Here is a 13,500-nt window from a genome sequence, read left to right on the forward strand (position 1 = left end):
CAGGAGCAGGAGCAGGAGCAGGAGCAGGAGCAGGAGCAGGAGCAACCACTACAGGGTCTGTGGCGCTGGGGTGAGCATTTTGCGCCATTGCGGCAAATGGTGTGGTGCTTAGCAATACGCACAGTGGCAACACATGCCGCCAGTGTATGGCGTGGGTTAGGGGGTGCTTACCGTTGTACGCGTTGTGCAGAGTTGGCCAGCGGTGTCCAGCAGGGTGGGCCTGTGCCAGAGGGGCAGAAGGGCTTGTGTTGCTGGAAAAAAGGCTCATCTCTGTCTTTCATAAAAAGAGGTGGTAGATACGGGGCTGCCAAACGGGGCAGGCCAGTATTGAATGCAGTGTAAAACACAACGCTATGAGAGCGGGCGGGTTTTGCGTTGCGTCTTAACTGAGTATGCTCCCTGTTCTGCTAGGGGGTGTTGTGCCCTTTTCGCTTTTGTCCTGGTCAGGAGTGTTGTTCATGTCGTCCCATCCTTCAAGCCCCGGTGCACTGGCCGTTACGGATGACCTGTTTTTCAAACGGCCCGAGGCGTTGCTTGCGCGTGATGAGGCCGAAAGCCTGACGCGTGACGCATTAGAAGGCATGGATGACGGTGAACTCTTTTTGGAATACCGCGAAAGTGAAGGCATATCGCTTGATGACGGCGTGATTCGTTCTGCCTCGTTTGACACGAGTTGCGGTTTTGGCCTGCGCTCTGTGTTGGGGGAAGAAACAGGCTTTGCCCACTCAGACGACCTGAGCCGTTCTGCTCTTAAACGGGCAGTTGAGGCTGTGAGTGCCGTGCGCGGTGGCCGTTCTGGCACATTGGCAGCACCACCACGTTCAACCAACACCCGCCTTTATACAGAGGCCAACCCACTGGGCGAGAGCGACTTTGCGGCCCGCTCTGGCCTGCTCTCTCAAATAGATGCGTATGCGCGTGGTAAAGACAGCCGCGTTGTGCAGGTTATGGCCTCCCTCTCGGGTGAATGGCAGGCGGTGCAGATTATCCGGGCCGATGGTGTGCGCGTAGCAGACTTACGGCCCTTGGTGCGGTTAAACGTGTCTGTGGTGGTAGAGCAAGGCGGCAAACGTGAAAGTGGTAGCCACGGGCTTGGCGGGCGTTACCAGATTAACCGTCTGCTAGAAGAACCAACATGGCAGGGCGCGGTTGATGAAGCCTTGCGGCAAGCGTTGGTAGCACTTGAGGCCCGCCCAGCACCCGCCGGGCAAATGGAAGTTGTGCTGGGTGCCGGTTGGCCCGGTATTTTGCTGCATGAGGCCGTAGGCCACGGGCTGGAGGGAGACTTTAACCGTAAAGGCACCTCTGCTTTTGCAGGCCTTATGGGCAAACGTGTTGCTGCCCCCGGCGTAACGGTTATTGATGATGGCACCCTACCAGACAGGCGCGGCAGCTTAACCGTTGATGATGAAGGTACCCCCACCAACCGCACTGTGCTGATAGAAGACGGTATTTTAACAGGTTATTTACAAGACAGGCTTAATGCCCGGCTTATGAACATGACCGCCACCGGTAATGGTCGCCGCCAGTCTTATGCCCATGTGCCGCTACCGCGTATGACCAATACCCTTATGCTGCCGGGGCAGGCTTCAACCCAAGAGATGATTAGCTCCATGAAGCGAGGCCTCTATGCGGTACACTTTGGTGGTGGGCAGGTTGATATTACCTCGGGTAAATTCGTGTTCTCAGCGTCTGAAGCGTATTTGGTAGAAGACGGCAAAATTACCGCACCCGTTAAAGGCGCCACCCTCATTGGCAGCGGGGCAGAGGCCATGACGCAGGTTTCCATGATCGGGCAAGATATGGAGTTAGACCCCGGTATTGGCACCTGCGGCAAAGCGGGGCAGGGCGTGCCGGTTGGGGTGGGCCAGCCCACCTTGAAAATGACCGGCCTGACCGTAGGCGGCACAGCATAAAGCAAAACCAAACCGCCACTGCGCACGGGCCGGGGCCTGTGCTATGAGGGGCACGGCCCATGCGGGCACACGACAGACATTAGGGTAAGAGAATGGTCGAGAACGGGTACAACAGTCCTTTCATGCAAGAAGCTGCGGCACGCGGCTTTATTTTCCAGTGCACAGATGCACAGGCACTGGATGATGCAATGGCTAAGGGGTCTGTTGCTGCGTATATCGGCTTTGACCCAACGGCAGACAGTTTGCATGTGGGTAGCCTTATTCAGATCATGATGCTGCGTTTGCTGCAAAAACATGGTCACCGGCCTGTGGCGCTGGTAGGGGGTGGCACTGCCCGCATTGGTGACCCGTCTTTTAGGGAAGAAGCCCGCCGTTTGATGACGGAAGACATCATTACTACCAACCTTGCCGGTATTGAGGGCTGCCTGCGCCAGTTTTTAACCTTTGGTGAGGGAACATCAGACGCCAAGCTGGTTAATAATGCAGACTGGTTAGACAAGCTGGCTTACATTGATTTGTTACGCGATGTTGGGGTGCACTTCTCCATTAACCGCATGCTCGCGTTTGACTCGGTTAAAAACCGACTAGACCGAGAGCAGGGGCTTACTTTTCTGGAATTTAATTACTCCATTTTGCAGTCTTACGACTTTCGCGAGCTTAACCGCCGCCATGGTGTAAGCCTACAACTTGGTGGGTCAGACCAATGGGGTAACATTGTCTCTGGCGTTGATCTGGTACGCCGCACAGACCAAAAAAGTGTTATGGGGCTTACCACGCCCCTGCTTACCACGGCGTCTGGTGCCAAAATGGGCAAAACGGCTAACGGGGCCGTTTGGCTTTCTGAAAAACGCCTGCCAGTTTTTGACTACTGGCAGTTCTGGCGTAATGTTGAAGATGCAGATGTTGGCCGTTTTCTGCGATTATTTACAGAACTCTCTTTGGAAGAGTGTGCACGCCTAGAAGCTTTAGAAGGGGCGGGCATTAACGAAGCCAAAAAAATTCTGGCCACAGAGGCCACCGCCCTGTGCCACGGGCGCGAGGCCGCCGAAGCTGCGGCCGAAGCTGCCCGTAAAACCTTTGAAGAAGGCCAGCTAACCGCAGCAGACCTGCCAGTTTATCTGGTTGCACCAGATGTGTTGCAAGAAGGTGTGCCAGTCTTCCGTTTATTGGTAGAAGCAGGTTTGGTGAAAACCAATGGCGAAGCCCGGCGTTTGATCCGTGGTGGTGGTGCACGGGTTAACAACGTGCCCGTTACGGACGAAAATTTACTGATTACAAACACTGATGCTGTAGAAGGTGCTATTCGCCTTTCTTCGGGTAAAAAACATCATATTCTGGTTAAGGCAGCTGTCTGAGGGCAGTGAACAAACCCTGAGAGGGAGACAAAACGCATGAAACGAGTTTCTCTAATCGTGTGCCTGGCAATGGTCGGCTCTCTCTCTGGGTGTGTTGCACCACCACCGGGTGGCAGGGGGTATAACGCCTACCAATATTCCGGCTATGGCCCCCGGTATGATGATTATTACGGCTATGGCCCCGGCTCTCGCTGGGGCTATGCTGAGCGTAGAGTACGCCCGCAATTTACCCGGCAAATGCCGCCGGGCAGGGGCGGTGGGCGTGGTGATATGGGGCGACCACAAGGCCCGGGCCGTTTTAATGGCTCATCCAACCGCCCCGGTGGCGGCCCGGGAAACAGACCCGGCCCCGGTGGTAATGGCCCTCGGTAAGTGCGCCATTGCGGGTTACGGTTACGGTAACCCGCGTTTTTCTGGCCGGAATTTTGCTCCGGTCTAAAATGATGTGTTTGTGTTTTATAGTTTCTTAAACGTAAACTTTATTAAAAAATTCAGGCTTATTGGGTTTTACAAAAGAGAGTTCTGTAAGGCCTGTACACCAATAGTGAGGGTGCTTGTTTTTTGCAAAAACAGCCAAAAAACTAAGAAAAATAAAATATGATTATTTAAATTAGAATTTCCCTATTTTTAGTTTTTCTTCAAAAATCGTCACGGCTTTTACCTTGCTGCACAAACTGGTCAGCCGCATTCATGGGGGTGATGTTACACACAACCTGAAGGTGTTTGCGTTTGCGCAGGTTTAAGGGGTATGCCCCATGAAACAGTCTGATAATTTAGGCATATTTACAAAAATTATAGCCCAAAATGCTTCTGCGGCTGAAATGTCTGCCGTGCCAGAAGAGCAAGCTACCGCTGGTGATGGCACTGCATCTATTAGCACCGGGTTTCCGCCAGAAACTTTTTTGCCGCGCGGTGCTGGTGGCGTGCCGCCCCGGGGGCAAGATATGAATGGTTTTCTTAACCGTTTATCGCGTGCCACTCAGGTTTTACAAGCAGGGTATATTGGCCCTTTTAATGCAACTTTTGCAGCAGCCATAAAGGGGTACCCTGCAGGTGCTGTGGTAAGTGGTCTTGTGCCCGGCACTTTTTGGGTTTCTACAGCCGATAATAACATAACAACACCCGGTGCCAGTGGCGCACTTTGGAAAAGTTTGTTTGATGGCTACATTACCCAAACATGGGCAGACGGACAGTACCAACCTTTGTTAAATTTTACTCCCGTACAACAAGGGGGTGCAAACGGTATTGGCACCAATAAAACATGTTTAGGCTGGGCTAGTAGTGGGTCTGGCCGCTTGCACTATGCCATAGATGGGCTAGACCAAGGCGACCTTGCTAATATATCTGACCTACCAACTTTTGTTGTTATGGGGAGCAGTAACCCCAATACCTCTTGGGTGAGTGGCTCTATCTCTTTTGTAGCCAAGCGAGCAGGCTTTCTTAAGCTCGATATTAACGCGGGTAATGACTCGGGCAGCAGAATGGACGGCACGCGCACGCAGGTAAATGTAGGGGGTGTTACTGCCGTGCAAGGTGGCGGTAATACAGGAGCTACAGGGCTGTTTATTGGTAGCTATATTTATACTTTTAACGCCGGGGCTACTGTGGTCATGAATATGACCATAGCGTTCTTGAATTCGTCAGCAAATAACCAGATGTATGCATCAGGGTTGGTCTGTTATGTATAAGTATTATTTTATTACAATGCAAAATGGCTTGGTGGCACCGGGTATCTGTTATTCTGGCCCGCTGCCTGTGGGGGCAGTAGCCTGCACGCAGGAGCAGTATAATAACTCGGCTTACTATACTCTTAAAGACGGAGCCATTATAGCCAGCACGCCCCCCACGCTGTCTTTACAAACGCAGGCCCAAACGCTTCTGAAAACACAGCAGTCTTATATTATGCAGGCCTATACTGTGTACGGAGATGAAACGCCGCCAGAATGGGTAAGCTACCTGAAAGCCCTGCGTGCCATTGCAGGAGGGGCAGATACAACCAGTACCAGCTTACCAACACCACCAGCAGTGGCTGCATAATAAGGGGGCTTTTCAAAAAAGAGCTGAGCTTGCTCTGGTAGGGAGGGTCTGCCCTAATAGAGTTGTGCCACAGCACAGCACAGCACAGCACAGCACAGTTGTGGCGACACAGCGCCGAAACACCCTGCCAGCATTCAACTTTGCACGTTGCAAGCTGCTTTTTAAATAGAGGCTTAGAGCAAACGCTACATCACACGCGTTATCGTTACGGGGGCGTGTGGTAAACGACTGAAAATTTTGGAAGAGACTTATGGTGCTGCTGGACAGGATTGAACTGTCGACCTCTCCCTTACCAAGGGAGTGCTCTACCACTGAGCTACAGCAGCTTGCTGGCGGCGTTCTAACCTTTCAAGGCGTTGGCCGCAAGCCTGTTTCTGCTAAAAAAGCAGAATTAATCGTCGCGGTGGGTTTTTTCCATCCGCTCATGCTGTTCCTGTGCCTCAATTGAAAGGGTCGCAATAGGGCGAGCCTCTAGGCGGCGCAGGGCTATGGGTTCTCCGGTTTCTTCGCAGTAGCCGTAAGAGCCGTTTTCAATGCGCTGTAAGGCAAGGTTAATTTTGCCAATCAGCTTACGGGCGCGGTCACGGGTGCGTAGTTCAAGAGCGCGGTCAGTTTCTACGCTGGCGCGGTCTGTAATGTCAGCTTCGTGAATACCACCTTCAGACAGGCTGGCCAGAGTGTCTCCGGCTTCTTTGAGCAGTTCGGCACGCCATTTGAGAAGCTTCTGCCTGAAATATTCCGTCTGAAGAGGATTCATGAACTCTTCTTCGTCTGACGGGCGGTAGTCCGGCGGTAAAGTAATCATGGTCATTATCAGCCTTTGCAATGACAGAAATCCTGCCTTGAAAGAATGCGCGGCTTATAGCGGCGTAAGAACAGTTCGCCAAGAAGATAATGCGCTATTCAGCCCGGAAAAAACATTCTCCTTTCCGGGCGTGCTTTATTTCAAGCAGTACTAATTGCCAGCGTGACTGTTAGAGAAAATATTTCAATTCGATTTAAAGCTGTCTTATTCTTCAGCGGTTTTAGGGGCTTGGGCATTGGCGGTACTCGCGGCCATAAGCCAACCAGCAAAAAGAAAGACCCACCCCGCAGTCGGAAATGTAAAGAGAGAGCTGGTAGAGGTCACAGGCCAGAGCACCGTGCAGCACATAACAAATAACATTGTGTGTTGCGGGTGCTGGGTAGGGGCAAGGTGTTTTGCGCCAGCTTGCAACCACAGAAAAACAACAAGGCAGAAAAGAGCAAGGCCGGGCAGACCAGCCGTTGTTGCCACCTGTAAGTAGTAGTTATGCGGGTGCAGGTTGCAGCCTATACCAGCAGAGCTGCTTAGCGCAGGCAGGCCGAGCAGTGTTGGGGCTGAGCTATGCAGGCTTAAAGAGCAGAAGTTTCTAAACCCATCCATGCCCTCCCCAATAATGGGGTGGTTTAGCACCATAATGCCTGCTTTTTTGAAGAGCGTACCGTAATCACTGCTTGAGAAATGCTGGAGCTGGTTTGTAAATTTAACAACTAACTTGGCGTAAACGGGGGGCGATACAAACGGCAGGCTAGCCACCACAGCGACGATAAAGCCAATAAGGGCCAAAAATGGCACACGAAATTGTTTGATAAAGAGGGCCGTTAAAAAAAGACCAAAGAGCATAAGAACCGTGCTCATACGCTGCCCAATTAAAAGCATTGTTAGCACCGAAAGCAGGAGCAGTAGGCCACCCGCAAAGCGTAGGCTTAAGGCTTTGTTGCGTAGGGCACATAAAACAACCGGCATAATACCAGGAAAAAACAGCATAAGCAGCGTAAAACCAGCCCGTGGTTTTATAAATGGCCCGGTTAAAGACCCATCTGGCCAGCGTGGTGCGCCTAGTAGGTTGTAGCCTGTAAAATATTGCTGCCAGCATTGGCCCATAAGCCATAAGGCCAGTGCAAAAAACACACCACCCAGCAGCAGGCGCTTACTGTTGCGGGTTAAAACCCAGTTTTGCACGGCGGCGGTAAGTAAAAACAGCCGTGGGAGGCATATAGCCTGCAAAATTGCAGCCGTATTATGCTGTATGTAAGAGGCAAACAGGCAAAGCGCACAAAAAAGCGCAGCAGGCAGAACCCATGGCTTGTGTAGCCACTGCCATTGCTGTGTTAGACTACAGTAAACAAGAAACAGCGCACCAATCACAGAGGCCGCAATATCGCTTAAGGCACGACTAAAAAACATAAAGAGCGGTAGCAGAAGAGTGCAAATGGTTGCACTCAGCGTCAGGGCTTTAAGCAATATGCTAATATGTCGGGGGGCTGTGGCTGTGCGTAACATAACGCCACAGTATAGAGTTTTATTTTTATAGCGAAGGCAAAATTTTAAAGGGTGTTTTTCTTAAGAAGCACTTAAAAAAGTCGTTTAACAGGGGCGGCATGCCTTTGCGGTGCATGCCCAGTGTTGAGTACCAAGCCCCTGCGTTAAAACTGTTAGAACGGAATTTCGTCGTCTAGGTCGTTATTGCCGCTTGGGGTGTCCCACCCGCCAGAGGTGTTGCCGCCGCGTGCAGGAGCGTTCTGGCGTGGGGCAGAGTTACCACCGCCAAAATCGTTGCCGCCGCCGTAACCACCACCGCCGTAGTTGCTTGTGCCGCTATTGCCGCCACCATAGTTGCTGCTACCGCCACCGTAACCGCCGCCTTCTTCTCCCTCTCCGCCGGAGCGGCTGTCGAGCAGAACAAGTTCACCACGGAAGCGTTCAACAATCACTTCGGTCGTGTAGCGCTCTTGGCCAGACTGGTCTGTCCATTTACGGGTTTGCAAGGCCCCTTCAAGGTATACTTTGCGGCCTTTGCGTAAAAACCGTTCAGCTACGTCAGCCAAGCGGTCGTTGAAAATAACAACGCGGTGCCATTCTGTACGCTCGCGGCGCTCGCCAGATTGGCGGTCGTTCCATGTATCGCTGGTTGCCAGAGAGAAAGAGACAATTTTCATGCCGTTCTGGCTTGTGCGTACTTCCGGGTCCTTGCCCAGATTGCCGACCAGAATAACCTTGTTGACACTGCCAGCCATCAAAGACCCCATTCATCGTGTTTGCAGTAAAGAGTGTCTGACGGTGTAGCGCATTGATGCCGGTTCGTCAGCATTGCTGGTAAGGAAACATGCGCTTTGGGCTTATTTAGGGCTGCAATTTACGAGCTGTCAGGCCGTTATTGCGCCCGTAGCGGCCCTAGCTTTTTTGGTAAGGCCCCATTTCTTAGGCGCGTAAAAAGGTGCTTCAAAAATTGAAAATTGCTTGAGTATGCTTTGGCTCAAGCAATTTTTGAACACCTTTCAAATAAAGGGTGCCTACTACCCGTATTAAAGTTGCCAGACAGACAAGCGGGCCGCACCATGTTTGCGTTCAGCCAGCAAGGTACCGCTATAGGCTGGTGGCTGCACGGCTGTTTCGTCTTGCTGCGTTGGCTCAGTAACGGACAGGGGGGCTGAGTTGTCACGCAGTGGCAGGTCTTCCTGTGCGGCTGTTTCAATCACCGCAATAGCTCCTTGGGCTACCCACCCTTGGGCGGCAAGGGCAGCAAGCGTGCGCGCTGGCAAACTCTGTTTGTAAGGCGGGTCTAAAAACAGCAGGGAGCACGCATGCTTGGCGCGCGATGGTTTTGTAACATCTCGTGGCACGACTGTGCAGCGGTCTTGCCACTGGCAGCTTGCAATATTAGTGCGGAGTGCGCTCAGGGCTGCCCGGTCTGTTTCAAAAAAAGTGGCAAAGGCTGCCCCGCGTGACAGTGCTTCTAAAGCCAGCGCACCAGTGCCCGCAAAGGCATCCAGCACGTGGGCATTCTCTAGTAAGCGTGGGCCGCCCCACGGCGCATGGAGCAGCATGTCAAATAGGGCTTGGCGCACCCTGTCTGCCGTTGGGCGGGTTGCTGTGCCCGCTGGGGCTGCCAGCACACGCCCTTTTCTGGCTCCGGCAATAATACGCATGTTTTAGTTGGCCTGATGGGTTTTGCGTGCTGCTGGTTTTTCTACGGCTTTGGGCACTTGGTCACGAATAACCCTGCTTTGTACTTCTTCAAGTTCTCCGCGCTGCAAGGTGCCAAGCTGGAAGGGGCCATAGCTTGTCCGTAACAGGCGGCTAACGTGTAGGTTTAGGCCCGCCATCACTTTACGAATTTCGCGGTTTTTACCTTCCCGGAGCGACACGGTTAGCCAGGCGTTGTCACCTTTTTTGGAGTCGAGCACCGCTTCAATCGGCCCATAGCGCACGCCCTCAAACACGCTGCCTTCTGCCAAAGAAGCGAGTCTGGCTTCATCGACCACACCAAACACGCGCACACGGTAACGCCTAATCCAGCCGTTAGAGGGCAGTTCTAGGCGGCGGGCCAGTTCACCATCATTCGTGAGCAGCAAAAGTCCTTCACTGTTTAAATCAAGGCGGCCCACGCTAATCACGCGGGGCATGCCTTCTGGCAGAGAGGCAAAAACAGTTGGGCGGCCTTCTGGGTCTTTGTGGGTTGTGACCAACCCATCTGGCTTGTGGTAGCGCCATAGGCGTGTACGGTCAGGGTTAGAAACGGGTTTGTTATCTACCTGCACAAGGTCGCTGTTGGTTACAAAGGTAGCGGGGTGCGTAACGGGTTGCCCGTTTAGCTTTACGCGGCCTTCTTCAATCATGCGCTCTGCATCGCGGCGGCTGGCCACGCCTGTTCTGCCAAGCCACTTGGCAATACGCTCTCCGCGCACTTCGTCCGTCACACTGTTTCTCCTGCCGCCTGAACAAAGGCGTTAAAAATCTTCCGGTCTGAAAGGTCTATGCCAAATTCTGGGTGCCATTGCACCCCAAGACAGAAACGGTAGGAGGGGTCTTCAACCCCTTCAATAATGCCATCTTCTGCTACGGCATTCACAACCATGCGCCCCGGTGTGCGCACAGCTTGGTGGTGGGCTGAATTAACGGCCATACGGCTGGTGCCCGTAATGCGTGCCAAAAGTGTGCCTTCGGTCACAAGGGCTGCGTGGCTGGCTTCATTTCTTGGGTTGGGTTGCTCGTGGGGCAAGGCATGAGGGCACGAATCGGGAATATGTTGAATAAGGGTGCCCCCCAAGGCCACGGCCATAAGCTGCATGCCGCCACAAATACCCAGCACAGGTTTGTTCTGTGCCAGAGCGGCACTGAGGTAAGCACTTTCGGTTTGGGTACGGCGCGGCCGTAGGTTTACTGTTTCGTGCTGTGTTGTGTCGCCATACAGGCTGGGGTCTATGTCAAATGCGCCGCCGGTAATGAGCAGGCCATCAATATGGGGCATATAGTCTGCGGCAAGTTGCGGAAAAAGCGGCAAAGCAACAGGCAATCCACCCGCCGTTGTAACGGCAGACATATAGTTTTCACGCAGGGCATACCACGCAAAGCGCGAGTAACGGCCTTCTCCACCGGGTTCGTGGTCAAGCGTAATACCAATAACGGGGCGGCGCGCGGTCATGCAAAAGCAGTCTTACTACTAGGGGTAAGTGAACAAAAGTGCCTGTTCACTGCCATAGTGTCCGTTATTTTGCACGCTTAATATCGCGGTGGCGTATCACCCTTGCCAAACGCTTGCCTAGCGGCTCAACAAAGCGGCGTGCTGTGTTGCTTGGCCGTGGTAGGCTACAGTCTCGGCAACATTGCGGTCAGCAACCGAAAGGCCAAGCCCAATTGCTGCGGCTGCAAGGATAAGAGTGAGACTATGCATCGAACTGATCCTTTCTTGCCTAAAACAGAGAGACCAGCAACCGTGATATCTGTTACAGAACAGATCATGGCAGCTCTGTGGCATGATGGCAGAGATTTTCTGAGTTTTGCAAGAAAAAACGCTGCCTTATTTTAAGCATAATGCGGCATAACGGCCTGCGTTGCGTGAGAGATGAAATATTTTGTGACACAGCACGATCAAAGAAACCCAATGGCGCAGGCTTTGCTTTTGGCCCAAGAAGCCGCCACCTGTGGCGAGGTGCCCGTGGGCGCGGTTGTTCTTGGCCCAGATGGCAGTGTGCTGGCACAGGCCCGTAACCATGTTGAAAGCCTGCAAGACCCCTCTGCCCATGCAGAAATGCTGGCCATGCGGGAGGCCGTGCGCGTGCAAGGGGGTAGGCGCTTGGCCGAGTGCACGCTGGTGGTAACGCTTGAACCGTGCCCTATGTGTGCGGCCGCCATTACGCATTTTAGGGTGGGGCGCGTTATTTTTGGTGCGTATGACCCCAAGGGCGGCGGTATGGAGCACGGCCCACGCCTGCCATACAGGGCAGAAACCCTGCATAAGCCCGAGGTGATAGGCGGCGTGCGGGAGCAGGAGTGCGCGCAACTCTTAAAAAGTTTTTTCCAAGCACTACGCCGCTAAAAAATTGCGTAAGTCTTTCAGGAATGCTTCTTTTGTTTTTGCACGGCAAGAACCATCTTATTGCCACAGGCGTTAGCTCTATGGTGGTTTTTACTTTTGCTGCATGAGCCAGCAAAAGCGCCACAAGACCGTGCCTGAGGGGCGTTAAGCCCACCAGACAAAGCAAGGAACAGTCGGAAACGTGATGTCGGAAAAATCTGTGTCAAAATTTTTCGGGCGGTCTCGCCGCAACACGCTCATGGCCGTTATGGCAGGGATTGCGCTGGTGGCCGAAGGGGGGGCGGGCTTTGGCTTGGCTCCCGTGCTAGGGCAGGCAGCCCACGCGCAAGACACGGCTGGCGCCATTAAGCCAAGTGGCCCAAGCCAGAAAATTCCTGACTTTGTCGGTCTGGTCAAACAGGTCAAACCGGCTGTGGTCTCTATTACGTCCACCATCAAGGCAGATGCCCTAGAGGGTGAAGAAGGCGGCATGGGCGGTATGGGTGGTGGTATGGGCGGCATGCCCTTTCCCTTCCCGTTTCCTTTCCAGATGGCTCCGCAGCATTCCCGCCAGACGGTAGAAGCTCGTGGCTCTGGCTTCCTTATTTCGGCTGATGGCTACGTGGTGACCAATAACCACGTGGTAAAAGGGGCCACTAAGGTTACCGTTACGCTTGATGATGGTACAACCCTACCAGCCAAGGTTATTGGCCGCGATGGCAAAACAGACCTCGCGCTGCTCAAAGTTACTCCCTCTCAAAAGCTACCCTTTATTGAACTTGGCGAATCTGATGATGTGCAGCCGGGTGAGTGGGTTATTGCCGTTGGTAACCCCTATGGCCTAGGTGGCACGGTTACAGCCGGTATTGTCTCTGCCCGTGGGCGCGACATTAACGAAGGCCCCTACGATAACTTTATCCAGATTGATGCCCCCATTAACCGTGGTAACTCTGGCGGGCCGCTTTTTACGCAAGATGGGAAAGTGGTTGGCGTAAATACAGCCATTCTTTCTCCTTCTGGTGGGGGGTCAATTGGTATTGGGTTTGCTATTCCGTCCGACACGGTGCGGAGCGTAACAGACCAGTTGCGCAAAACCGGCCATGTGGTGCGCGGCTATCTGGGGGTTAACGCTCAGGTTGTATCACCTGCTATGGCTAAAGCGCTTAATCTGCCCAGTACGCCAGATGGTGTGCCCCCAAGTGGTGCACTTATTGCCAGCGTAAGCCCAGACAGCCCGGCAGAAAAAGCTGGCTTAAAGTCTGAAGACGTTATTACCAGCTTTAATGGCCAAAAAGTTACCACCCCGCACGACCTTGCTGTACGTGTTGCGGCCGTAGCACCGGGTACAGATGTTAAAGTGGGCTATGTGCGTAGCGGCAAAGCCGAGACCGCCAGCCTGAAAATTGGCAATCTGGCCAGTGCTAACAATGACGGCGGCCTAGATGGGTCTTCTACCAACGCTGGGCAGCACCTAGGCGTGTCTCTTACACCTTTAAGTTCAGACCTACGCCGCCAGCTTGGGGTTGGTGCCTCCGTACATGGTGTAGTGGTGAATGAAATCCAGCCCGGTTCACCGGCAGATCAGGCGGGTATCCGCGCCGGTGATATTATTCAGGCAGTTGGTGGCCAGACGGTAGAAACACCCCGTGCGGCAGTGACGGCAGTTAGGGCAGCATTGGGCGCTAAAAAGCCGGTATTACTGCGTATTCTACGTGATGGTCAGTCTCTGTTTATTGCTATCTCACCCGATGGTGGTAACGGCGCAGACCAATCAGAGAATAATGATGACGATAACTAACGTGTTTGTACGCGTTCTCTGAGACTAAAAGAACGCTGGCCCCCTAAGGACCAGCGTTTTTTATTGGGGGTAGG

General features: G+C 53.2%; 15 protein-coding genes, 1 tRNA gene and 1 pseudogene. 8 read left to right on the forward strand and 9 right to left on the reverse strand.

Features of this window, described 5'->3' with window-relative positions:
* Positions 1-268 (reverse strand): annotated as a pseudogene (locus Abor_RS11220) (hypothetical protein); the annotation flags it as partial.
* A gap of 190 nt (positions 269-458) precedes the next feature.
* Here Abor_RS11220 and tldD point away from each other — a divergent pair.
* The 5 genes from tldD (at position 459) to Abor_RS11245 (ending at position 5,308) form a co-directional block, all read left to right on the forward strand.
* Positions 459-1,916: a metalloprotease TldD gene (gene tldD, locus Abor_RS11225; protein ID WP_048841988.1), complete on the forward strand. Its 1,458-nt coding sequence runs from the start codon at positions 459-461 to the stop codon at positions 1,914-1,916.
* Positions 1,917-2,008: 92 nt separating this feature from the next.
* Positions 2,009-3,271, forward strand: coding sequence for a tyrosine--tRNA ligase (tyrS, locus tag Abor_RS11230; protein ID WP_048841989.1), 1,263 nt, complete (start codon positions 2,009-2,011; stop codon positions 3,269-3,271).
* Positions 3,272-3,307: 36 nt separating this feature from the next.
* Entirely contained in the window at positions 3,308-3,643 is a 336-nt protein-coding gene (locus tag Abor_RS11235; protein ID WP_084594508.1) for a hypothetical protein, read from the forward strand.
* 383 nt (positions 3,644-4,026) lie between these two features.
* Entirely contained in the window at positions 4,027-4,959 is a 933-nt protein-coding gene (locus tag Abor_RS11240; protein ID WP_052946431.1) for a hypothetical protein, read from the forward strand.
* Complete coding sequence (locus tag Abor_RS11245) at positions 4,952-5,308, forward strand: hypothetical protein (protein WP_048841991.1); 357 nt, start codon at positions 4,952-4,954, stop codon at positions 5,306-5,308. The genes Abor_RS11240 and Abor_RS11245 overlap by 8 nt, the downstream gene beginning before the upstream one ends.
* A gap of 251 nt (positions 5,309-5,559) precedes the next feature.
* Here Abor_RS11245 and Abor_RS11250 read toward each other — a convergent pair.
* Positions 5,560-5,634 (reverse strand) — tRNA-Thr (locus Abor_RS11250).
* Between the two features lie 65 nt (positions 5,635-5,699).
* On the reverse strand, positions 5,700-6,113 hold the full coding sequence (dksA, locus tag Abor_RS11255) for an RNA polymerase-binding protein DksA (RefSeq protein ID WP_048842012.1): 414 nt from the start codon (positions 6,111-6,113) through the stop codon (positions 5,700-5,702).
* Here dksA and Abor_RS11260 point away from each other — a divergent pair.
* Entirely contained in the window at positions 6,112-6,267 is a 156-nt protein-coding gene (locus Abor_RS11260) for a hypothetical protein (RefSeq protein ID WP_158319741.1), read from the forward strand. The two genes, dksA and Abor_RS11260, sit on opposite strands and share 2 nt — an antisense overlap.
* A gap of 50 nt (positions 6,268-6,317) precedes the next feature.
* Here Abor_RS11260 and Abor_RS11265 read toward each other — a convergent pair whose 3' ends face one another.
* From Abor_RS11265 to Abor_RS13245, 6 genes are all read right to left on the reverse strand, one after another.
* Positions 6,318-7,613 carry an O-antigen ligase family protein gene (locus Abor_RS11265; RefSeq protein WP_048841992.1) on the reverse strand — a complete coding sequence of 432 codons (1,296 nt, stop codon included), beginning with the start codon at positions 7,611-7,613 and terminating at the stop codon, positions 6,318-6,320.
* Positions 7,614-7,765: 152 nt separating this feature from the next.
* A complete protein-coding gene (gene ssb, locus Abor_RS11270; protein WP_048842013.1) occupies positions 7,766-8,347 on the reverse strand; it encodes a single-stranded DNA-binding protein in 582 nt (193 codons plus the stop codon).
* A gap of 288 nt (positions 8,348-8,635) precedes the next feature.
* The gene (gene rsmD, locus Abor_RS11275) at positions 8,636-9,259 is read right to left on the reverse strand and encodes a 16S rRNA (guanine(966)-N(2))-methyltransferase RsmD (RefSeq protein ID WP_048841993.1); all 624 of its coding nucleotides are present in this window, start codon (positions 9,257-9,259) and stop codon (positions 8,636-8,638) included.
* 3 nt (positions 9,260-9,262) lie between these two features.
* Entirely contained in the window at positions 9,263-10,030 is a 768-nt protein-coding gene (locus Abor_RS11280) for a pseudouridine synthase (RefSeq protein ID WP_048841994.1), read from the reverse strand.
* A complete protein-coding gene (locus tag Abor_RS11285) occupies positions 10,027-10,755 on the reverse strand; it encodes a gamma-glutamyl-gamma-aminobutyrate hydrolase family protein (protein WP_048841995.1) in 729 nt (242 codons plus the stop codon). The genes Abor_RS11280 and Abor_RS11285 overlap by 4 nt, the downstream gene beginning before the upstream one ends.
* Before the next feature lie 117 nt (positions 10,756-10,872).
* Entirely contained in the window at positions 10,873-11,004 is a 132-nt protein-coding gene (locus Abor_RS13245; RefSeq protein WP_261767215.1) for a hypothetical protein, read from the reverse strand.
* A 183-nt stretch (positions 11,005-11,187) separates the two neighbouring features.
* Between Abor_RS13245 and Abor_RS11290 the strand changes: the two genes are divergently transcribed.
* Complete coding sequence (locus Abor_RS11290) at positions 11,188-11,649, forward strand: nucleoside deaminase (RefSeq protein WP_261767216.1); 462 nt, start codon at positions 11,188-11,190, stop codon at positions 11,647-11,649.
* Positions 11,650-11,833: 184 nt separating this feature from the next.
* Positions 11,834-13,426, forward strand: coding sequence for a trypsin-like peptidase domain-containing protein (locus tag Abor_RS11295; protein ID WP_048841997.1), 1,593 nt, complete (start codon positions 11,834-11,836; stop codon positions 13,424-13,426).
* The last annotated feature ends 74 nt before the right edge of the window (positions 13,427-13,500 follow it).

This window comes from Acetobacter orientalis (assembly GCF_000963965.1).
Taxonomy (GTDB): domain Bacteria; phylum Pseudomonadota; class Alphaproteobacteria; order Acetobacterales; family Acetobacteraceae; genus Acetobacter; species Acetobacter orientalis.

Excerpts from the sequence above, each read along its gene's own strand:
- tldD (WP_048841988.1), top strand. The coding sequence starts at position 459 with ATGTCGTCCCATCCTTCAAGCCCCGGTGCACTGGCCGTTACGGATGAC.
- tyrS (WP_048841989.1), top strand. The coding sequence starts at position 2,009 with ATGGTCGAGAACGGGTACAACAGTCCTTTCATGCAAGAAGCTGCGGCA.
- Abor_RS11235 (WP_084594508.1), top strand. The coding sequence starts at position 3,308 with ATGAAACGAGTTTCTCTAATCGTGTGCCTGGCAATGGTCGGCTCTCTC.
- Abor_RS11240 (WP_052946431.1), top strand. The coding sequence starts at position 4,027 with ATGAAACAGTCTGATAATTTAGGCATATTTACAAAAATTATAGCCCAA.
- Abor_RS11245 (WP_048841991.1), top strand. The coding sequence starts at position 4,952 with ATGTATAAGTATTATTTTATTACAATGCAAAATGGCTTGGTGGCACCG.
- Abor_RS11260 (WP_158319741.1), top strand. The coding sequence starts at position 6,112 with ATGGTCATTATCAGCCTTTGCAATGACAGAAATCCTGCCTTGAAAGAA.
- dksA (WP_048842012.1), bottom strand. The coding sequence starts at position 6,113 with ATGATTACTTTACCGCCGGACTACCGCCCGTCAGACGAAGAAGAGTTC.
- Abor_RS11265 (WP_048841992.1), bottom strand. The coding sequence starts at position 7,613 with ATGTTACGCACAGCCACAGCCCCCCGACATATTAGCATATTGCTTAAA.
- ssb (WP_048842013.1), bottom strand. The coding sequence starts at position 8,347 with ATGGCTGGCAGTGTCAACAAGGTTATTCTGGTCGGCAATCTGGGCAAG.
- rsmD (WP_048841993.1), bottom strand. The coding sequence starts at position 9,259 with ATGCGTATTATTGCCGGAGCCAGAAAAGGGCGTGTGCTGGCAGCCCCA.
- Abor_RS11285 (WP_048841995.1), bottom strand. The coding sequence starts at position 10,755 with ATGACCGCGCGCCGCCCCGTTATTGGTATTACGCTTGACCACGAACCC.
- Abor_RS13245 (WP_261767215.1), bottom strand. The coding sequence starts at position 11,004 with ATGCATAGTCTCACTCTTATCCTTGCAGCCGCAGCAATTGGGCTTGGC.
- Abor_RS11295 (WP_048841997.1), top strand. The coding sequence starts at position 11,834 with ATGTCGGAAAAATCTGTGTCAAAATTTTTCGGGCGGTCTCGCCGCAAC.